This is a genomic window from Scandinavium lactucae, assembly GCF_033843265.1.
Taxonomy (GTDB): domain Bacteria; phylum Pseudomonadota; class Gammaproteobacteria; order Enterobacterales; family Enterobacteriaceae; genus Scandinavium; species Scandinavium lactucae.
In genome coordinates this window covers 147808-168933 of record NZ_JAWXRD010000003.1, presented here as the reverse complement: position 1 = coordinate 168933, position 21126 = coordinate 147808, and the positions used below count along the sequence as shown (strand labels likewise).

Sequence of the window (21126 nt, the reverse complement as noted above, 5' to 3'; positions counted from 1 at the left end):
CTCACGCCACTCCTAAGGCAAGAGCCAGCGCGATGGCAAAGGCATCCCCTTGTTGAGGTAATGGAGGTTGAAGCTGATTGAGCGGAAACCAGGGATTAAAACTCAGCCCGCTTTCAGGCTGGGTGGTGCACACCAGCATATCGGCGGGGGCATCGGCGCTACAGCCCCATGCCTCACGAGTCGCCCACAGCCACTGCTGTCTGTCCTGCCAGCACACACCGGGCACCTCTTTCGCTATCCACGGCAGAAAGTTTTGCAGCGCGCTGGCATCCGGCGCGATTGCGCACAGATTCAAACCGGCGGCGTGAAGACGCTGTTGCAGTAGCTCCACGTCACGTCGTCTTACGGCGGTCACGCTGTAACTCTTGGTGTCAGCAGTGTGGTAATCAAACGCGAGGGTTTCACTTGGCATTTCTAGCTGCTTTGCCACCGTGCTGGCCACCCATTGCGCGGTCTCACTTTCGCGCAGAATCATCTGCGGTGGCGGGAGCTGTCTTTGCAGCGTGTCGGCAGCGGGAATCGCCGCGACAAGCCGATGAAAGCGCGGCATTTCACGCTGAATTCGGCGCAGGGCCGCAATAAGATGTTGTTCGCTGGCGTCCGTTTCCATAGGCAATTGCCACCAGCGCCTTAACGCTCGCCCGGAACGGGTTTTCTGTACTGCGACGCAGACGATACTCGCCTGCTGAAAGTGCAATCCTGCCTGCCAGTGACTGTAAGCCATTCTGAGATCTCCTTATCGTTTGAACCACGCACCTGCCCACGCCCGTACAGTTTGAAATATGACGGGTATATCAATGCTTATGGGTTGCCTTTATACTACCGCGCGTTTGTTTATAAACTGCCCAATGACCACTAAATGGGAAATCTCCGGTGAAGTTCGTAAAGTATTTATTCATCCTTGCAGTCTGTTGCATTCTGCTGGGAGCAGGCTCGATAATTGGCCTCTACAAATTTATTGAGCCCCAGCTACCCGACGTAGCCACACTCAGGGATGTGCGCCTGCAGATCCCCATGCAAATCTATAGCGCCGAAGGCGAGCTGATTGCGCAGTACGGTGAAAAACGTCGTATTCCTGTCACGCTGAGCCAAATGCCGCCAGAGCTGACAAAAGCCTTTATTGCCACAGAAGACAGCCGTTTCTACGAGCATCACGGGATCGATCCGGTCGGGATTTTCCGTGCAGCCAGCGTGGCACTGTTTTCTGGTCGCGCTACACAGGGTGCCAGTACCATCACTCAGCAGCTGGCGCGTAACTTCTTCCTGAGCCCGGAAAAAACGCTGACGCGTAAAATTAAAGAAGTGTTCCTGGCTATCCGCATTGAGCAGATGCTCAGCAAAGATGAAATTCTTGAGTTGTACCTGAATAAGATTTACCTCGGTTACCGGGCCTATGGCGTCGGATCTGCCGCGCAGGTCTATTTCGGTAAATCCATCGATCAGCTGACGCTGAGCGAAATGGCGGTGATTGCAGGCCTGCCAAAAGCCCCATCCACCTTTAACCCGCTGTATTCGATGGACCGAGCAACCGCCCGTCGTAACGTGGTGTTATCGCGTATGTTGAGCGAAAACTACATCAACAAAGCGCAATATGACGAGGCCATCCGCGAGCCGATCAACGCCCGTTATCATGCGCCAGAAATTGCCTTCTCCGCCCCGTACCTGACCGAAATGGTGCGCCAGGAAATGGTGAGTCGCTATGGTGACAAGGCCTACGAAGACGGCTATCGCGTTTACACCACCATCACCCGCAAAGATCAGCTGGCGGCGCAGCATGCCCTGCGCACCAACGTCATGGATTACGATATGCGTCACGGCTATCGCGGTCCGTCTAACGTGCTGTGGAAGGTGGGCGAAACCCCGTGGGACAGCCAAAAAATCACCGATAGCCTGAAAAGCTTGCCGACATACGGGCCACTTTTACCCGCGGTGGTGACCGCCGCGACCCCTCAGGATGCTACGGTGATGATGGCTGATGGCACCTCGGTTTCGCTGAATATGGACGGAATGCGCTGGGCGCGCCCGTACCGCTCGGATACACAGCAGGGTCCCACCCCGCGTAAAGTGACCGACGTGGTACAAACCGGCCAGCAAATCTGGGTGCGTCAGGTGAATGACAGCTGGTGGCTGGCACAGGTTCCGGACGTCAACTCAGCGCTGGTGTCAATTAACCCGCAAAACGGCGCGATCATTGCGCTGGTCGGCGGGTTTGACTTCAACCAGAGTAAATTCAACCGTGCCACCCAGGCGCTGCGCCAGGTCGGCTCGAACATCAAACCCTTCCTCTATACCGCCGCGATGGACAAAGGTCTGACCCTGGCGAGTATTCTGAACGACGTGCCTATCTCTCGCTGGGATGCGGGTGCCGGTTCCGACTGGAGTCCGAAGAACTCCCCGCCGCAATACGCCGGTCCGATTCGCCTGCGTCAGGGTCTCGGCCAGTCGAAAAACGTGGTGATGGTGCGCGCCATGCGTGCGATGGGTGTGGATTACGCGGCAGAATACCTGCAGCGCTTCGGCTTCCCGGCCAACAACATTGTGCGTACTGAATCGCTGGCGCTGGGCTCCGCATCGTTTACCCCGCTGCAGGTGGCGCGCGGTTATTCGGTGATGGCAAACGGCGGTTTCCTGATCGACCCATACTTCATCACCAAAATCGAAAACGACGCGGGTGGCGTTATCTTTGAAGCCAGACCGAAAATCGCCTGTGCGGATTGCGATATTCCGGTGATTTACGGTGATACGCCGAAATCTAACGTGTTGGAAAACAAAGACGTAGAAGATGTTGCGACCTCTCAGACGCCGCAGAATTCTACTGTACCGATGCCAAGCCTCGAGCAGGCCAACCAGGCGCTGGTCGCGCGGAGCGGCGGGCAGGAATACGCCCCGCACGTGATCAGTACCCCGCTCTCTTTCCTGATTAAGAGCGCGCTGAATACCAACGTCTTCGGCGAACCGGGCTGGCAGGGAACCGGCTGGCGCGCGGGTCGTGACCTACAGCGTCATGACATTGGCGGCAAAACCGGTACCACCAACAGCTCGAAAGATGCCTGGTTCTCGGGTTATGGTCCGGGCGTGGTAACGTCGGTGTGGATTGGCTTTGACGATCATCGCCGCAATCTGGGCCGTACCTCGGCGTCAGGCGCGATTAAAGATCAGATTTCCGGTTACGAAGGCGGGGCGAAGAGTGCTCAGCCGGCGTGGGATTTGTTCATGAAGGCAGCGCTGGAAGGCGTACCAGAACAACCGCTTACGCCACCAGCGGGCGTGGTGACGGTCAATATCGACCGCTACACCGGGCAGTTGGCGAACGGCGGGAACAGTCGCGCAGAGTACTTTATCGAAGGCACGCAGCCGACCCAACAGTCGGTGCATGAAGTGGGGACCACCTTGATAGACAACGGTGAAACCCACGAACTGTTCTGACAAAAAAGGCACCTCAGGTGCCTTTTTTTTGCCCGGCGTTTACAACCGGCCCTGCTCTTTCAGCCACTCGCGAACCAGGAACAGCGCGCTTACGTTTCGGGCTTCATTGAAATCCGGTTCATCCAGCAGCGTTAACAACTGGGCCAGCGGCCAGCGCACCTGCGGCAGCGGCTCAGGTTCATCGCCAGGCAGCGATTCCGGATAAAGATTTTCCGCTACCACGATATTCATTTTGCTGGAGAAATAGGACGGTGCCATGCTCAGTTTCTTCAGAAACGTCAGGTTATTGGCCCCGAAGCCGACTTCTTCTTTCAGCTCGCGGTTCGCGGCTTCGAATACGCTTTCACCGGCGTCGATCAGCCCCTTCGAAAAACCGAGCTCATACGATTCGGTGCCTACGGCATATTCGCGGATCAGAATAAGATGGTCATCAACAATCGGGACGATCATCACCGCTTCGCGAGTAGAAGGACGCATCCGTTCATACACGCGGCGCTCGCCATTGCTGAATTCCAGATCCACACTTTCGACGGTAAACAGTCGGGAACGGGCGACCGTTTCTACGTGATGGAGGATGGGTTTTGTTAATGGTTTATCCATGATGACCTGTGCTTGCTGTGATAACAGGGTAATTGTGCGACATGCCGCACAGTTTAGGCAATTCCTGTCGTCGTGTATTTACATCTGTGTAACTTTCAGCATCAGTCACTTTTTTAGATAAAAAGTCAAGCCCTTGCCTCAGTTTTGAGAATTTGCTGATATTCGCTTGCATTGACCTTTGTTATGCTCAAAAGTTGCGTCAGAACGTAATAAGTCTTTAAAGTTCTGGGTGATGCGTGCCGATAGCTAACTACGGGCTCACGTTCTGTGTTAATGGGCAACCGACGAAACCTGTAAGAATAAGTTTGATGGGAAAAGCATGGGCACCTTTTTGATTCTTCTCGCTGCTATGCTGGCCTGCGCATTGCTTGCAGGGTGGTTTTATCGACAGCGCTCGCAGCAACGGCGTCTTCCCCGACTGCACGCGTTTACTGGCGCTACCACGCGCAAACTGACCAGCGATGAGCGCGCTGCCGCTGAAAGCTATCTCGAAAGTCTTAGCCGTACGCTGGAAGTACCTGCTTCCGGTGCCACAGTGGCACCCGCGGTGCTGACCCTCAATGCCCAAAGTAACACGGTCTACAGCGTCACCCAGTCCATTACCCGCTACGGGATTACCACCGAAGACCCGAATAAGTGGCGCTACTTCCTCGACTCCGTTGAAATTCATCTCCCGCCTTTCTGGGAGCAGTACATCAACGACGAAAACGCGGTCGAACTTATTTATACCGATTCTTTGCCGCTGGTTATTTCCCTCAACGGCCATACGCTGCACGACCACAAGCAGGAAGCCAAAGGCTTTGCGCTGGAGCAACGCCCATCGACCCAGGCATCCATTCGCGGTGAAGAAAGCGAGCAGATTGAACTGCTGAACATTCGCCAGGAAACCCATGAAGAGTATGCCCTGAGTCGCCCGGACGGCCTGCGTGAAGCGCTACTGGTCGTCGGCGCGTTCCTGCTCTTTTTCTGCGCCCTGATGGTGCCGGAAGTGTTTGTCCCTTGGGTCACCGGCGGCGCGATTTTGCTGCTGGCATTCGGCCTGTGGGGCCTGTTTGCGCCCCCGTCTAAAACCGCACTGCGTGAAATCCACTGTCTGCGCGGCACGCCGAAACGCTGGGGCCTGTTTGGCGAAAATGACCAGGAGCACATCAACAATATCTCTCTTGGCATTATCGACCTGATTTACCCGCGGCACTGGCAGCCTTTTATCGCCCAGGACCTCGGCCAGCAGACGGACATCGACATATATCTCGACCGCCATGTGGTGCGTCAGGGCCGCTTCCTGTCGCTGCATAATGAAGTGAAGCATTTCCCACTCCAGCACTGGCTGCGCAGCGCAATTATCGCGGGTGGGGCACTGCTGATTGTGGTGATGCTGTGGATGAGCGTGCCGTTAGGGATGCCGTTCAAATTTACCCTTTCATGGCTGAAAGGCGCACAAACCATTGAGGCGACAACGGTCAATCAGCTTGAGCAGGCGGGCGTTCGCGTCGGCGATACGCTGCACCTTTCCGGCACCGGCATGTGTAATATCCACTCGCAGGGAACCTGGACCGCGCAGCAAAACTCGCCGTATATGCCGTTTGATTGCTCGCAGATTATCTGGAACGACGCGCCGCCGCTGCCGCTGCCAGAATCGGATATCGTGACCAAAGCCACGGCCCTGATGCAGGCGGTGAATCGTCAGCTACACCCGACCCCGGATGACAGCTCTCGCGTCAGCCCGGCGCTGCGTTCTGCGATTCAAAAATCAGGGATGGTACTACTGGATGATTTCGCCGATATCGTGCTGAGAACACAAGATCTGTGCTCTGCCGAAGACGACTGCGCCCGCCTGAAAAATGCGCTGGTCAACCTCGGGAACACCCGCGATTGGGACACGCTGACCAAACGCGCCAGCGCCGGGAAACTGGACGGGGTGAACGTGCTGCTGCGCCCGGTCAGCGCCGAGTCTCTGGATAATCTGGTCACCACCTCGACCGCGCCGTTCGTGATGCGCGAAACGGCTCGCGCGGCGCAGGCGCTTAACAGTCCGGCACCAGGCGGCTTCCTGATTGCCAGCGATGAAGGCAGCGATTTGGTGTCACAACCGTGGCCGTCGGTTAGTCTGTATGACTATCCGGCGCATGAGCAGTGGAGCGAATTTCAGCGCCTCGCGGGGATGCTGATGCGTACGCCGTTTACCGCCGAAGGGATTGTGACCAACTTATACACCGACGCCAACGGCACCAAACATATCAACCTGCACCGCATGCCGGACAGCGCCGGGCTGTGGCGCTACATCAGCATTACGCTACTGATGCTGGCGATGCTGGTATGTTTTGCCTGGAACGCTATGCAGGCCATTCGCCGCTATCAGCGCCACCGTATGCGGATGGCGGATATTCATAAATACTACGAGGACAGCCTCAACCCGGTGCTGTTAACCTCCACGGACCTGCTGCATCAGGATCCCACAGACCGCTAAGCCGCCTGCTCCCGCTCGCGCGACCGGTGTGATACCCTGTCGCGCATTCTTCCGGCTGGAGACGCACTATGCATTTTGACATTGCCTGGCAGGAGGTCGACACCGTTCTGCTGGATATGGACGGCACCCTTCTCGATCTCGCCTTCGACAACTACTTCTGGCAGCAGCTGGTGCCTGAAACCTACGGCGCGCAAAACGGCATCAGCCTGCAAGACGCGCGTGCGCGTATCAGCCAGGAATATCACGCCGTGCAGCATACGCTAAACTGGTACTGTCTGGATTACTGGAGCGAGCGTCTGGGGCTGGATATTTGCGCCATGACCACCGAGCAAGGGCCACGGGCCGTGCTGCGCGATGACACCGTGCCGTTTCTTGAGGCGCTGAAAGCCTGTGGTAAACGCCGCATTTTGCTGACCAACGCGCATCCGCACAACCTGGCGGTGAAGCTGGAACATACCGGTCTGGCATCACACCTTGATTTATTACTTTCGACCCACACATTTGGTTATCCGAAAGAAGATCAGCGCTTGTGGCAGGCTGTGGCCGAAGAAACAACGCTGGAAGCGCACAGAACGCTGTTTATTGACGACAGCGAACCGATTCTTGATGCCGCGGCGTTATTCGGGATCCGTTACTGTCTCGGCGTCACCCATCCCGATTCGGGTATCGCGGAAAAGCATTATCAGCGTCACCCGGCATTGAATGATTATCGTCACCTGATCCCGGCGATCCGGTGAAGGAGAAGCCATGAAAGAGAAACCCACTGATGCCGTCCGGCTCGATAAGTGGCTCTGGGCGGCCCGTTTCTACAAAACCCGTGCGGTTGCACGTGAGATGGTGGAAGGCGGTAAAGTGCATTACAACGGACAGCGCAGCAAGCCCAGCAAAGTGGTGGAAATGAACGCCACGCTGACGCTGCGTCAGGGCAACGATGAGCGCACGGTGATTGTTAAGGCCATCACCGAACAGCGACGCCCGGCTACCGAAGCCGTGTTGCTGTATGAAGAGACCGTCGAAAGTATCGAAAAACGGGAAAAAATGGCTGTGGCCCGTAAGCTGAACGCGCTGACCATGCCGCACCCGGACCGTCGCCCTGATAAAAAAGAGCGCCGCGACCTGATGAGATTTAAACATGGGAACAGTGAATAACCGTTCCCTTAAGAGAGAAAATGATGATTCAACACGATCAATTGCACCGCTATCTGTTTGAAAACGTGGCCGTACGCGGCGAACTGGTCACCGTCTCCGAAACGCTGGAGCAGGTGCTCGCCAACCACAGCTATCCGCAGCCAGTTAAAAACGTGCTGGCCGAATTGCTGGTGGCCACCAGCCTGCTGACCGCAACCCTGAAGTTTGCCGGTGACATTACCGTGCAGCTGCAGGGCGATGGCCCAATGTCGCTGGCGGTGATCAACGGCAACAACAATCAACAGCTGCGCGGTGTGGCGCGTGTTCAGGGCGATATCCCGGAAAATGCGGATCTGAAAACGCTGGTCGGTAACGGCTACCTGGTTATCACCATTGCGCCGGAAGAAGGCGAACGCTATCAGGGCGTGGTCGGTCTGGAAGGCGATACGCTGGCGGCATGCCTGGAAGATTACTTCCTGCGTTCAGAGCAGCTGCCGACGCGTCTGATCATTCGTACCGGTGAGCACGAAGGCAAAATGGCGGCGGGCGGAATTCTGCTGCAGGTGATGCCCGCGCAGAATGCTCAGGCGGCGGATTTCGAGCACCTGGCAACCCTGACCGACACCATCAAAGCCGAAGAGCTGTTTGGCCTGCCAGCCAACGACGTGCTGTGGCGTCTGTATCACGAAGAAGAAGTGACGGTTTACGATCCTCAGGCGGTCGAATTCAAGTGCACCTGCTCCCGTGAACGCTGCGCCGATGCGCTGCGAACGCTGCCGGATGAAGAAGTGGACAGCATTCTGGCCGACGACGGCGAAATCGACATGAACTGCGACTACTGCGGCAGCCATTACGTGTTCAACGCGATGGATATCGCCGAGATCCGTAACAACGCTTCCCCGGCGGATCCGCAGGTACATTGATCGGAAAAGCAAAAGCTCCCGGTGAGGGAGCTTTTGAACACTATCGATCACCGGTATCGTAATAATCAATCTTCATCCGCTCGCCAAAAATGGAGAGATCGTCCCACTCCTTTTTCACCGGCAGCACCTTGTTCTGACCCAACGCGTTGAGCAGTTCTTTCTTGGTTAACGATTTCGGGAATTTCCGGGATTCCCCCACCATTGCCCATTCCTGAGCCTTATGCCTGTAAATAATGGCCGTTCCCTGAGTAAATTGATACAGCACCCACTCAGGTTGCCCGTCATGATTGAGATCCTGACTGACCAGCAGGCAGTCCTCCTTACTCCTCAGGCAGGCCATAGAGAGATACTGTTCTTTTCCGATGGCGACCCACAGTTGCGCGTCCGGGTGTACATCCGCAGGCATCACGTCAACGTTGTCTTTTAACTGTGCCTGAGTCACCGCGCTGTCCACCTTTCCGCGTGGAGCCAATAACATGCTCAACTGTTGTCTGCGCTGAGGCGCGGCCATAAATTTCTCGTCCTGCTGGAGCGTTTGCAGCGCCTGCTGACCACGCTTACCCGCCTGGCTGAACAGGTAGAGGCTGACCTGCTCCGCTGTTATCTTTCCTGACTGATAGCGAGACATCTGGTCATTAACGCTAATCTTCCACACATCCAGCAGTGGGGTACGGAGTAAAATGAGAAAAATCAGCATCAGTAGAAAGACGCCAGGGACCACTTTGTCCTGCAATCTAAGGGGATCCTGTCGGTTAAACAGCAGGCTCACGCAATAGCCCATTGTCCAGATGAACGTAATGCAGGTGATCAGCACCGCATAAAGGCGTTCGGGCGTCCATCCGTACTGATGGACACGCAACCACAGTGCCCATGACGCCAGAAGGGCATACAACGGCAGCACCAGAATAGAAGCGTAGATAAGATAGCGCAGCCATGAAGGATAGCGCTGAACATTGCGTTCCGGGCCGAAAACGATGACGACCAAAAAGAGGGACATTAACGCCAGACAGTTCAGTAACCCTGCGGCAGAAATTTGGTGAGAAAGCCTCTCCAGCCCCACAAACGGCAGTACCACAATGAACGACAGCGTGAGCAGAGACAGTAAAGGTAGTAGCCAGCTGGCAAGCAGCGTCAACAGATTTTGGATAGCTGCCATCCGCTTTGCCTGATGCTGCGTCAGGATAACCGTCAGCGCAGATATCACCCCTGTTACCCCTGCAAAGAACCATCCGGAATCAAAGAAGATGTTGTTAAACAGCGCGATATCGACCATCTCGAACAATTTTGCCCACAAAAGCAAAATCAACCAGAAGAGGCCGTTGGCAATAACCACCGCCAGCAGCGTTAAGGCGTTAACCCCATTACGGTGATAGAACACCGTGTAAAACGTCTGGCCTTCAGCCGGTTCAAAACGCCATTGCAACCAGGGGAGTATCAGCAGGCCTATCAGCATCAGCTGTGCGCTAAACGTCAGCAACCATCCCTGACTATCCCACCGCTCAAGGCTGGCAAGCGCATCCTGATAACCGGCAGCGATGCCAAACAGCGCCAGCAATCCCCAAAGCCCCCCCAGGATGGCAAGTCTGAGAAGTAGCGGTTTTCGTGAAGAGGTAAACGCGGTGGAGGTCATCACGGTGGCAGGTACCGCCATCACAATGACCGCAAATGACCAAAAATTATTATCGCTCTCTGCCGTAAGCTGACTATACCGTGCCAGCAGGTAGCAAAGGATGCCCAGTACCAAGCCAACGAGCAAAACTGCTGCCCGGCTCGCTGGGGAATATCCGCTTTCATTATTCATCACAACTGCCCTGTTAATTAAAGCTGCATTTTCGTACAGAGCCGATGAATACGCACACCCTTTCGTCTTGTTTCAGATTAATGATCGAGACATGAATCGATTCTCGCTGTAACTCTTCCGTAACTTTCTTTCAGGAATGCGATTACATTCACATTCCACCAGTTCATTAAACCATTTATTAACCGTTTAAGAACATTTCCCCCCACTCAAAAACGTTTCCTGCCATAATCTGTCTCGCCTCGTGACAGGAGTCACCGTGTTTTCCGTTAGTTTGATGAGAGTCCGGATACGCAAATCTATGAGCCTGGTCGCGGTCTAAAACCCCTAAACAACCCTACAATCATTGGCAGTACATCTTGGCTAAGGAGCAGTGACATGCGTGTTAAAGGTATAACCCCGCAGGATCTCAAGGCTTATGGTATCAACGACGTCCAGGAAATCGTCTACAACCCCGATTACGACACCTTATTTAAGGAAGAGCTCAACCCCAATCTGGAAGGGTACGAGCGTGGCGTTCTGACGAATCTCGGTGCTATCGCTGTCGACACCGGTATTTTTACCGGCCGTTCGCCGAAAGATAAGTATATTGTCCGCGATGACACCACCCGCGATACCGTGTGGTGGGCTGATAAAGGCAAAGGCAAGAACGACAACAAACCGCTCTCTCCGGAAACCTGGCAGCAACTCAAAGGACTCGTCACCCAACAACTCTCAGGTAAGCGCCTGTTTATCGTCGATGCTTACTGCGGCGCAAACGCCGACACCCGTCTGTGCGTGCGCTTTATTACGGAAGTGGCCTGGCAGGCACACTTCGTCAAAAACATGTTCATTCGCCCAACCGACGACGAACTGGCAACCTTTAAGCCAGATTTCACGGTGATGAATGGCGCGAAATGCACTAACCCAAACTGGCAGCAGCAGGGCCTGAATTCCGAAAACTTCGTGGCCTTCAACCTGACCGAACGCGTCCAGCTGATTGGCGGCACCTGGTACGGCGGTGAAATGAAGAAGGGTATGTTCTCGATCATGAACTACCTGCTGCCGCTGAAAGGCATCGCTTCGATGCACTGCTCAGCAAACGTCGGCGAAAAAGGCGATGTCGCGGTGTTCTTTGGCCTGTCCGGTACAGGCAAAACCACCCTCTCCACCGACCCGAAACGCCGCCTGATTGGCGATGACGAACACGGTTGGGATGATGACGGCGTGTTCAACTTCGAAGGCGGCTGCTACGCGAAAACCATCCGTCTGTCCGAAGAAGCTGAGCCGGATATCTATCACGCCATCCGCCGTGATGCGCTGCTGGAAAACGTCAGCGTCCTCGCCGACGGCACCATCGATTTCGACGATGCCTCGAAAACCGAAAACACCCGCGTCTCGTACCCGATTTACCACATCGACAACATTGTGAAGCCGGTGTCGAAAGCGGGCCATGCGACCAAGGTCATTTTCCTCACCGCCGACGCTTTTGGCGTGCTGCCCCCGGTTTCACGCCTGACGGCCAACCAGACGCAGTACCACTTCCTGTCTGGCTTTACCGCCAAACTGGCCGGTACCGAACGCGGGGTCACCGAGCCAACGCCGACCTTCTCCGCCTGCTTTGGCGCTGCGTTCCTGTCGCTGCACCCGACGCAGTACGCTGAAGTGCTGGTGAAACGTATGCAGGCATCCGGGGCACAGGCCTACCTGGTGAACACTGGCTGGAACGGCACCGGCAAACGTATCTCGATTAAAGATACGCGTGCGATTATCGACGCCATTCTCGACGGTACGCTGGATAACGCCGAAACCTTTACCCTGCCGATGTTTGACCTGCAAATCCCGACCGAACTGCCGGGCGTGGACACCCATATTCTGGACCCGCGTAACACCTACGCGTCACCGGAACAGTGGCAGGAAAAAGCCAACGCGCTGGCGAAGCTGTTCGTCGAAAACTTTGAGAAGTACACCGATACGCCAGCAGGCGCCGCACTGGTAGAGGCGGGCCCGAAGCGGTAAGCCGCGGCTAGCAATAAAAAACCCGGCACGCGTTTCGCGCTGCCGGGCTTTTTTTAACGTTTTTTTTAACTCTCTTTGCTGCCAGACGACCGCATCACCGGCACCGGCAACCAGGCGCGAATCAACAACCCGCCCCGCTGGCTGGTGTCAATTTCCAGCAGACCGTTATGGTTGTCGATAATACGCTGCACAATGGCCAGACCGAGACCCGTTCCGCTGGTACTGCGAGCGCTATCCCCGCGAACAAATGGCTGGAACAGATGCTTCCGCTGCTCCAGCTGGATGCCCGGACCATCATCTTCGACCTGGAACCAGACGCGGTTAGGTTCACTCCCGCTGCTGACTTTGATCCAACCATTGCCGTAACGCGCGGCGTTGACCACCATGTTTGCCAGCGCACGTTTAATTGACAGCGGATGCATCCGCACCGGGATTTCTCCGGGCTGCATCTCGGTTTCAATTTCACGCTCGTAGCCGCTTTCCGCCGCCACCACTTCACCCAGCACCGAGTTTAAATCGCCCAGCTCCATCGGCATTTCCTGGCCGGTGCGCAGGTAATCGATAAACTGCTCAATGATGGCGTTACACTCTTCGATATCCTTGTTGATGGATTCGGCGAGATAACCGTCCTGTTCGCCCATCATCTCCGTCGCCAGACGAATACGGGTTAGCGGCGTACGCAAATCATGGCTAACGCCTGCCATCAACAGCGTGCGGTCGTCCGCCAGCTGCTTCACGCCTGCTGCCATATGGTTAAAGGCACGGGTCACCGAACGTACTTCCGACGCGCCGTATTCACGCAGCGGCGGCGGAATAATCCCTTTCCCTACCTGCAAAGCCGCATGTTCGAGATCGACAAGGGGTCGGTTCTGAATACGGATAAACAGCCACGCCCCCCCAATGGCCAGCAGCATAATCGCCAGGGTGTAGCGGAACAGCGGCGAAAAGTCGCCCTGATGGATTTCAGTCAGCGGCACGCGCACCCAAATGTTGGGCGACAGCCAGGTTTTCAGCCACACCACTGGCGAGCTTTTGTTGACCTCAACGCGCACTTCCGTTGGACCACCCAATTGCTGCGCCATCTGCTGGCTTAAGAATTCGTAATGCTGCGCCCAGCGCAGCCCGGCATCTTCCGCCGCTTCATCGGAATAGAGCGAAATGCCAAGCTCGCGGTAAATCTCACGCCGAAATGCTGGCGGCACCACCAGTTGGGTGCCGTCTTCGAGCTGCAGTTTGTCGGTCATCAGCATACGGACTTCGTACGCCAGCACCTTGTTGAACTGCTGCAGGCTCGGCAATATCGCGAAGTTCAGGACCACCAGATAGGTCGTCACCAGGCTGACGAACAGCAAGGTGACGATTAAAAGCAGCGTGCGGGCAAATGAACTTCGTGGTGAGAAGCGCATTCGCCTCATGCCTTAGAACCGTCCGGCACGAAGACGTAGCCCAGACCCCACACGGTCTGAATGTAGCGCGGATGCGCTGGGTCTTCTTCAACCATGCGACGCAGGCGAGAAATCTGTACGTCGATTGAACGCTCCATCGCCGAGTATTCCCGGCCACGCGCCAGGTTCATCAGCTTGTCGCGAGACAGCGGCTCACGCGGATGGCTTACCAGCGCTTTCAGCACCGCAAACTCACCGCTGGTCAATGGCATAGGCTCATCTTCACGGAACATCTCACGGGTGCCGAGGTTCAGCTTAAACTTACCGAAGGCAATGACCGCTTCTTCCTGTGACGGCGCGCCCGGCAGTTCGTTAGCCTGACGACGCAGCACGGCGCGGATACGGGCCAGCAGTTCACGCGGGTTAAACGGCTTTGGAATGTAATCATCGGCGCCAATTTCCAGGCCCACGATACGGTCAACTTCTTCCCCTTTCGCCGTCACCATAATAATCGGCATCGGGTTACTCTGGCTGCGCAGACGGCGGCAGATAGAGAGTCCATCTTCGCCAGGCAGCATTAAATCCAGCACCATCAGGTGGAAAGATTCACGGGTCAGCAGGCGGTCCATCTGTTCGGCGTTGGCGACGCTTCGAACCTGGAAGCCTTGTTCAGTCAGATAACGTTCAAGCAGCGCGCGAAGGCGCATATCGTCATCTACAACAAGAATCTTATAATTCTCTTGCATTGTGTGTACTCCCAGAAGGTTCGTAACAATTATGAGTGCGTATTCTCAAAAAAGCGTACGCTACGCTCCAGCTAAATCTGGTATAAATTCTAACCGAAATTGTTACAAAGCATATTTAACAGCAGCTTATCTGTACATTTCATCACAGAAAACTATTTTTTAACCATCTGTCGAATTCTTTGAGGCAAAATGTGCGCAAGCACAAGGTAGTCACAAGGTAGCATTACAATGAAAACGCCGCTAATCACCCGTGAAGGGTACGAGAAATTAAAGAAAGAGCTGGATTACCTCTGGCGTGAAGAACGCCCAGAGGTCACCAAAAAAGTGACCTGGGCGGCAAGCCTGGGCGATCGCAGTGAAAACGCTGATTATCAGTACAATAAAAAGCGGCTGCGTGAAATCGACCGTCGGGTTCGCTATCTGACCAAGTGCCTGGAAAATTTGAAAATTGTCGATTACTCACCGCAGCAGGAAGGCAAAGTCTTCTTTGGCGCGTGGGTGGAAATCGAAAATGACGACGGCGACACCAAACGCTTTCGCATCGTCGGCTATGACGAGATTTTTGGCCGCAAAGATTACATCTCGATTGATTCACCCATGGCCCGCGCGCTGCTGAAAAAAGAGGTCGGCGACCTGGCCGTCGTTCAGACGCCGGGCGGTGAAGCCAGCTGGTACGTCAATGAGATCGAATATGTGAAGTGACCCGCCTGGAACTCTCTGATTACGGACCCGAACGGCTGGCAATTTTGCCGTTCGATCCGTATAACTATCCCCTGATTTTCGACCCTAAAGATGAAATAAAGCCATGATGAATGATTCGCTCTGCCGCATTATTGCGGGTGAACTTCAGGCCAGAAACGAACAGGTAGCCGCTGCCGTTCGCCTGCTTGATGAAGGGAACACCGTGCCGTTTATTGCACGTTATCGTAAGGAAGTCACCGGCGGTCTGGACGACACCCAGTTGCGTAACCTGGAAACGCGTCTTGGCTATCTGCGTGAACTGGAAGAGCGTCGTCAGTCGATCCTCAAGTCCATCGACGAACAGGGCAAGCTGAGCGATGAGCTGGCCAAAGCCATCAAGGGCACCCTGAGCAAAACCGAGCTCGAAGATCTCTACCTGCCGTATAAACCGAAGCGCCGTACCCGAGGACAAATCGCGATTGAAGCAGGCCTTGAGCCGCTGGCCGATTTGCTGTGGAACGAGCCGTCGCATACGCCAGAAGACGAAGCCGCCAAATACATCAATGCCGACAACGGCGTGGCCGACACCAAAGCCGCCCTCGACGGGGCGCGCTACATCCTGATGGAGCGCTTTGCCGAAGACGCACAGCTGCTGGCGAAAGTGCGTGAGTATCTGTGGAAGAACGCCCATCTGGTGGCCGTTGTGGTCAGCGGCAAAGAGGAAGAAGGCGCGAAATTCCGTGATTACTTCGACCATCACGAACCGATTGCGACCGTGCCGTCTCACCGCGCGCTGGCGATGTTCCGTGGCCGTAACGAAGGCATTCTGCAACTGTCGCTGAATGCCGACCCGCAGTTCGACGAGCCGCCGAAAGAGAGCCAGGGCGAGCACATTATCATTAATCACCTCGGCCTACGTCTGAACAACGCCCCGGCAGACAGCTGGCGTAAAGGCGTGGTGAGCTGGACCTGGCGTATCAAGGTGCTGATGCACCTCGAAACCGAACTGATGGGCACCGTACGTGAACGCGCAGAAGACGAAGCGATTAACGTCTTTGCCCGTAACCTGCACGACCTGCTGATGGCCGCGCCAGCGGGCCTGCGCGCCACAATGGGCCTCGATCCTGGCCTGCGTACCGGCGTTAAAGTGGCGGTAGTTGACGGCACCGGCAAGCTGGTTGCTACCGACACCATCTATCCACACACCGGTCAGGCGGCGAAAGCGGCTGTCGCGGTGGCCGCGCTGTGCGAGAAACACAACGTGGAGCTGGTGGCTATCGGCAACGGCACCGCGTCGCGTGAAACCGAGCGTTTCTTCCTCGACGTGCAGAAGCAGTTCCCGAAAGTGACCGCGCAAAAAGTGATTGTCAGCGAAGCCGGGGCGTCGGTGTACTCCGCGTCGGAACTGGCAGCGCTGGAGTTCCCGGACCTCGACGTCTCTATCCGTGGGGCGGTGTCTATCGCCCGTCGCTTGCAGGATCCGCTGGCAGAGCTGGTGAAAATCGACCCGAAATCAATCGGGGTCGGCCAGTATCAGCACGACGTCAGCCAGAGCCAGCTGGCACGTAAGCTGGACGCGGTGGTCGAAGACTGTGTGAACGCCGTTGGCGTTGACCTGAATACTGCCTCCGTGCCGCTGCTGACCCGCGTAGCGGGCCTGACACGAATGATGGCGCAGAACATTGTCAGCTGGCGTGATGAGAACGGTCAGTTCCAGAACCGTCAGCAGCTGCTGAAAGTCAGCCGCCTGGGGCCAAAAGCCTTTGAACAGTGCGCGGGCTTCCTGCGTATTAACCACGGCGATAATCCGCTCGATGCCTCCACCGTTCACCCGGAAGCCTATCCGGTAGTCGAGCGCATTCTGGCGGCGACCGAGCAGGCGCTGAGTGACCTGATGGGCAACAGTAGCGCGCTGCGCGACGTCAAAGCCGTCGATTTTACCGACGAGCGTTTTGGTTTGCCGACGGTGACCGACATCATTAAAGAGCTGGAAAAACCAGGCCGTGACCCGCGTCCGGAGTTCAAAACCGCGCAGTTTGCTGACGGGGTGGAAACCATGAACGATCTGCTGCCGGGCATGGTGCTGGAAGGCGCAGTCACCAACGTGACCAACTTCGGTGCGTTTGTGGATATCGGCGTGCATCAGGATGGCCTGGTTCACATCTCTTCCCTGGCCGACAAGTTCGTCGAAGATCCACACACCGTTGTGAAAGCGGGCGACATCGTGAAGGTCAAAGTGATGGAAGTCGATCTGCAGCGCAAGCGTATCGCCCTGACCATGCGTCTGGACGAGCAGCCTGGCGACAGCAACACACGTCGTGGCAGCGGTGGCGGTCGTGAACAGAACGCCCGCCCGGCGGCCAAAGCGGCGAAACCTCGCGGTCGTGACGCGCAGCCTGCCGGTAACAGCGCAATGATGGACGCGCTTGCTGCGGCAATGAAGAAAAAATAAGCTTGTCCTTCTCAGGCCCTCTATTTTCAGAGGGCTTTTACTCTTAAATTATCCGCCTATTTATTTTCACTTTGATAACAACTCTGCTTTTTAGCAAACACACCTCTCAGCAGTAATATTGAGCCACATCAACTTCCCGTGAATTATTCAACAAACTGAACATCCGCTCACATTTTATTGATTGAAGGTGGAAACCATTCTCATTATCATCGTCGCTGTTGATATTTTATACTCTACAAAATTAGCGACCCAAGCAGGCCATATGCAATTCACTCCTGACAGTACGTGGAAGATTACCGGGTTCTCACGCGACATCAGCCCGGCTTATCGGCAGAAATTACTTTCGCTCGGCATGTTGCCGGGTTCGTCTTTTCATGTGGTTCGCGTCGCCCCGCTTGGCGATCCGGTGCATATCGAAACCCGTCGCGTCAGCCTGGTATTACGTAAGAAAGACCTGGCATTAATTGAGATTGAAGCGCTTACCCGTTAATTCCCGCCAGACATAGCGAGTTTTAGAAAATGAAGAAATTAACCGTTGGCCTGATTGGCAATCCTAACTCCGGGAAGACAACCTTATTTAATCAATTGACCGGGGCGCGTCAGCGCGTAGGCAACTGGTCAGGCGTAACGGTTGAGCGTAAAGAAGGTCAGTTCAACACCACCGACAGTCAGGTGACGCTGGTTGACCTGCCGGGCACCTACTCTCTGACCACCATCTCTTCGCAAACCTCTTTAGATGAGCAGATTGCCTGTCACTATATTCTGAGCGGTGACGCCGACCTGCTGATCAACGTGGTCGATGCCTCGAATCTCGAACGCAATCTGTATCTGACGCTCCAGCTGCTGGAACTCGGCATTCCCTGCGTGGTAGCGCTGAACATGCTGGATATCGCAGAGAAACAGCAAATCCGCATTGAAGTCGACGCGCTGTCGAAACGCCTCGGTTGCCCGGTTATCCCGCTGGTATCCACCCGTGGGCGTGGCATTGAAGCACTGAAAATGACCCTTGACCGCCACCAGGCTAATGATGATTTAGAGCTGGTGCATTATGCGCAGCCGTTGCTGCGTGAGGCCGAGGGTCTGGCGAAAGTGATGCCACAGGAGATGCCGCTCAAGCAGCGCCGCTGGCTGGGGCTACAAATGCTTGAAGGCGATATCTACAGCCTGGCGTACGCCGGAGACGCCGCACAGCAGCAGCTCGATGCCGTGACGCATCGCCTGCATGAAGAAATGGATGACCCGGCGCTGCACATTGCCGACGCGCGTTATCAGTCGATCGCCGCCGTGTGCGATGTGGTGAGCAACACCCTGACCGCCGAACCGAGCCGTTTCACCGCCGCCGTCGATAAAATCATTCTCAACCGTTTCCTCGGCCTGCCGGTATTCCTGTTTGTGATGTACCTGATGTTCCTGCTGGCTATCAACATCGGCGGCGCACTGCAGCCGATTTTTGACGCGGGTTCGGTTGCCATCTTTATTCACGGTATTCAGTGGGTGGGTGCGACCCTGCACTTCCCTGAATGGCTAACCATTTTCCTCGCTCAGGGGATAGGCGGCGGGATCAACACCGTCCTGCCGCTGGTGCCGCAGATTGGCATGATGTACCTGTTCCTGTCGTTCCTCGAAGATTCCGGCTATATGGCCCGCGCGGCCTTTGTGATGGACCGCCTGATGCAGTCCCTCGGCCTGCCTGGGAAATCATTCGTGCCGCTGATTGTGGGCTTCGGCTGTAACGTCCCGTCGGTGATGGGGGCGCGTACTCTGGATGCCCCGCGTGAACGCCTGATGACCATCATGATGGCGCCGTTTATGTCCTGCGGTGCGCGCCTGGCGATTTTCGCAGTGTTTGCGGCGGCCTTCTTTGGCCAGGATGGCGCGCTGGCGGTGTTCTCGCTGTACGTGCTCGGTATTGTGATGGCTGTCCTCACCGGGCTGATGCTCAAACACACCATCATGCGTGGGGAAGCCTCACCGTTCGTGATGGAGCTGCCGGTTTATCACGTTCCGCATCTGAAAAGCCTGATTATTCAGACCTGGCAGCGCCTGAAAGGCTTCGTACTGCGCGCCGGTAAAGTCATTGTGATTGTCAGTATTTTCCTCAGCGCGCTGAACAGCTTTACCCTCAGCGGCCAGGCGGCAGACAACATCAACGATTCCGCCCTGGCCTCGGTCAGCCGCGTCATCACCCCGCTGTTCAAGCCCATTGGCGTGCATGAAGACAACTGGCAGGCCACCGTCGGGCTGTTCACCGGCGCGATGGCGAAAGAGGTGGTCGTCGGGACGTTGAACACGCTCTACACCGCCGAAGATATCCAGCAGGAAGCGTTTAACCCAGCGGAATTTAATCTTCTGGATGAGCTGGGCGGCGCGGCAGAAGAGACCTGGCAGAGCCTGAAAGACACGTTCAGCCTGAGCGTACTGGCCAACCCAATTGAAGCCAGTAAAGGTGACGGGGAAATGGCTACCGGGGCGATGGGCGTGATGAGCAGCAAATTTGGCAGCGCAGCCGCCGCCTACAGCTACCTGATTTTCGTTCTGCTCTATATTCCCTGCATCTCGGTGATGGGCGCGATTGCCCGCGAATCGAGCCGCGGCTGGATGGGCTTCTCGGTGCTGTGGGGGCTGAATATCGCCTATTCGCTGTCGACGCTGTTCTATCAGGTGTCCAGCTTCCACCAGCATCCACGCTACAGCCTGACCTGCATTCTGGCGGTACTGCTGTTTAACGTGGTGGTTATCGGTCTGTTACGCCGCGCCCGCAGCCGGGTCAACGTGAATCTGCTGGCGACGCGAAAAACCGTCGACAGCTGTTGCAGCAGCCCGGCGGGCGACTGTCACTAAGGGGAAGACGATGGCGTCATTGATTGAACTGCGGGACATGCTGGCATTACAGGGGAGAATGGATGCACAGCAACTCAGCCAGGCGTTGCATACGCCGCGCCCGATGATTGATGCCATGCTGATGCGCATGGAGGCAATGGGCCGTGCGAAACGCATCGCCGAGGACGCATCGGCATGCCTGAGCGGGAGCTGCAAAAGTTGCCCGGAAGGCAAAGCCTGCTCACGCGAGTGGTGGGTACTTCAGTAAAAATGATAAAAAAGAAGCGGGCCTCAGCCCGCTTTTTGACATCTTGATAAGCGTTATTTGTAAACGTCGGCGTTAGCGTGAACGGTTTTTTCGTTCTTCTCACCGGCAATCACCACAAAGTATTTGCCGCCCAGTTCATCCGCTTTTTTCGACAGATCTCTTTTCGCATCCATCGGCGAAGTAGTACGGGACGTGGTGATTGAACCCACTTTGGTCAGGTTCATTTTCGCCACTTCGTCTTTCTGAATTTCTTTTGCCGCAAAGGCACCAAACGACAGGGAACCCAACACCAGTGCTGTAACCATACCAGTAGCATATTTCATAGCCGTACTCTCCTTATGACCATTTTATGTGGGCGCTGCTGGCGCGAAGGCAATCGGCCATCGCAGCGACCTTCTAAGTATTGACGCTAATAAGGATTTCGCCAGTTTGCC

The 21126-nt window shown here is 55.7% G+C and carries 17 protein-coding genes; 11 read left to right on the top strand and 6 right to left on the bottom strand.

Translation table 11 applies throughout. The features are described from left to right. Window position 1: 1 nt before the first annotated feature. Window positions 2-724 carry a pilus assembly protein gene (locus SIK69_RS05050; protein ID WP_319785572.1) on the bottom strand — a complete coding sequence of 241 codons (723 nt, stop codon included), beginning with the start codon at window positions 722-724 and terminating at the stop codon, window positions 2-4. 149 nt (window positions 725-873) lie between these two features. Between SIK69_RS05050 and mrcA the strand changes: the two genes are divergently transcribed. Then, window positions 874-3426 carry a peptidoglycan glycosyltransferase/peptidoglycan DD-transpeptidase MrcA gene (gene mrcA / locus SIK69_RS05045; protein WP_319785571.1) on the top strand — a complete coding sequence of 851 codons (2553 nt, stop codon included), beginning with the start codon at window positions 874-876 and terminating at the stop codon, window positions 3424-3426. A 39-nt stretch (window positions 3427-3465) separates the two neighbouring features. Here mrcA and nudE read toward each other — a convergent pair whose 3' ends face one another. After that, complete coding sequence (gene nudE / locus SIK69_RS05040) at window positions 3466-4026, bottom strand: ADP compounds hydrolase NudE (protein ID WP_319627019.1); 561 nt, start codon at window positions 4024-4026, stop codon at window positions 3466-3468. A 319-nt stretch (window positions 4027-4345) separates the two neighbouring features. Here nudE and SIK69_RS05035 point away from each other — a divergent pair, with 319 nt between their 5' ends. The 4 genes from SIK69_RS05035 to hslO all read left to right on the top strand — a co-directional run bounded on the left by SIK69_RS05035 (window position 4346) and on the right by hslO (window position 8544). Then, complete coding sequence (locus SIK69_RS05035; RefSeq protein WP_319627020.1) at window positions 4346-6493, top strand: intracellular growth attenuator family protein; 2148 nt, start codon at window positions 4346-4348, stop codon at window positions 6491-6493. A 68-nt stretch (window positions 6494-6561) separates the two neighbouring features. Next, entirely contained in the window at window positions 6562-7230 is a 669-nt protein-coding gene (gene yrfG / locus SIK69_RS05030) for a GMP/IMP nucleotidase (protein WP_319627021.1), read from the top strand. A gap of 10 nt (window positions 7231-7240) precedes the next feature. Next, complete coding sequence (hslR, locus tag SIK69_RS05025; protein WP_319627022.1) at window positions 7241-7642, top strand: ribosome-associated heat shock protein Hsp15; 402 nt, start codon at window positions 7241-7243, stop codon at window positions 7640-7642. 23 nt (window positions 7643-7665) lie between these two features. After that, the gene (gene hslO, locus SIK69_RS05020) at window positions 7666-8544 is read left to right on the top strand and encodes an Hsp33 family molecular chaperone HslO (protein ID WP_319627331.1); all 879 of its coding nucleotides are present in this window, start codon (window positions 7666-7668) and stop codon (window positions 8542-8544) included. A gap of 40 nt (window positions 8545-8584) precedes the next feature. Here hslO and SIK69_RS05015 read toward each other — a convergent pair whose 3' ends face one another. Beyond that, a complete protein-coding gene (locus SIK69_RS05015; RefSeq protein ID WP_319785570.1) occupies window positions 8585-10345 on the bottom strand; it encodes a DUF4153 domain-containing protein in 1761 nt (586 codons plus the stop codon). Between the two features lie 375 nt (window positions 10346-10720). Here SIK69_RS05015 and pckA point away from each other — a divergent pair, with 375 nt between their 5' ends. Continuing rightward, entirely contained in the window at window positions 10721-12340 is a 1620-nt protein-coding gene (pckA, locus tag SIK69_RS05010; protein ID WP_319785569.1) for a phosphoenolpyruvate carboxykinase (ATP), read from the top strand. A 65-nt stretch (window positions 12341-12405) separates the two neighbouring features. Here pckA and envZ read toward each other — a convergent pair whose 3' ends face one another. Together envZ and ompR are read right to left on the bottom strand one after the other, a co-directional pair. Then, window positions 12406-13755 (bottom strand): two-component system sensor histidine kinase EnvZ, encoded by a 1350-nt coding sequence (gene envZ / locus SIK69_RS05005; protein WP_319785568.1) that lies wholly within the window; start codon window positions 13753-13755, stop codon window positions 12406-12408. Further along, window positions 13752-14471: an osmolarity response regulator transcription factor OmpR gene (gene ompR / locus SIK69_RS05000; protein ID WP_001157751.1), complete on the bottom strand. Its 720-nt coding sequence runs from the start codon at window positions 14469-14471 to the stop codon at window positions 13752-13754. The genes envZ and ompR overlap by 4 nt, the downstream gene beginning before the upstream one ends. A 228-nt stretch (window positions 14472-14699) precedes the next feature. Between ompR and greB the strand changes: the two genes are divergently transcribed. The 5 genes from greB (at window position 14700) to feoC (ending at window position 20692) form a co-directional block, all read left to right on the top strand. After that, window positions 14700-15173 carry a transcription elongation factor GreB gene (gene greB, locus SIK69_RS04995; protein WP_319627026.1) on the top strand — a complete coding sequence of 158 codons (474 nt, stop codon included), beginning with the start codon at window positions 14700-14702 and terminating at the stop codon, window positions 15171-15173. Between the two features lie 103 nt (window positions 15174-15276). After that, entirely contained in the window at window positions 15277-17604 is a 2328-nt protein-coding gene (locus SIK69_RS04990; RefSeq protein ID WP_319785567.1) for a Tex family protein, read from the top strand. A gap of 262 nt (window positions 17605-17866) precedes the next feature. Then, the gene (feoA, locus tag SIK69_RS04985; protein ID WP_159464868.1) at window positions 17867-18094 is read left to right on the top strand and encodes a ferrous iron transporter A; all 228 of its coding nucleotides are present in this window, start codon (window positions 17867-17869) and stop codon (window positions 18092-18094) included. A gap of 29 nt (window positions 18095-18123) precedes the next feature. Continuing rightward, window positions 18124-20445: a Fe(2+) transporter permease subunit FeoB gene (gene feoB / locus SIK69_RS04980; protein ID WP_319785566.1), complete on the top strand. Its 2322-nt coding sequence runs from the start codon at window positions 18124-18126 to the stop codon at window positions 20443-20445. Between the two features lie 10 nt (window positions 20446-20455). Continuing rightward, entirely contained in the window at window positions 20456-20692 is a 237-nt protein-coding gene (gene feoC, locus SIK69_RS04975; protein ID WP_319627030.1) for a [Fe-S]-dependent transcriptional repressor FeoC, read from the top strand. A 53-nt stretch (window positions 20693-20745) separates the two neighbouring features. Here feoC and SIK69_RS04970 read toward each other — a convergent pair whose 3' ends face one another. Continuing rightward, on the bottom strand, window positions 20746-21015 hold the full coding sequence (locus tag SIK69_RS04970) for a YdgH/BhsA/McbA-like domain containing protein (RefSeq protein WP_319627031.1): 270 nt from the start codon (window positions 21013-21015) through the stop codon (window positions 20746-20748). Window positions 21016-21126 lie beyond the last annotated feature (111 nt).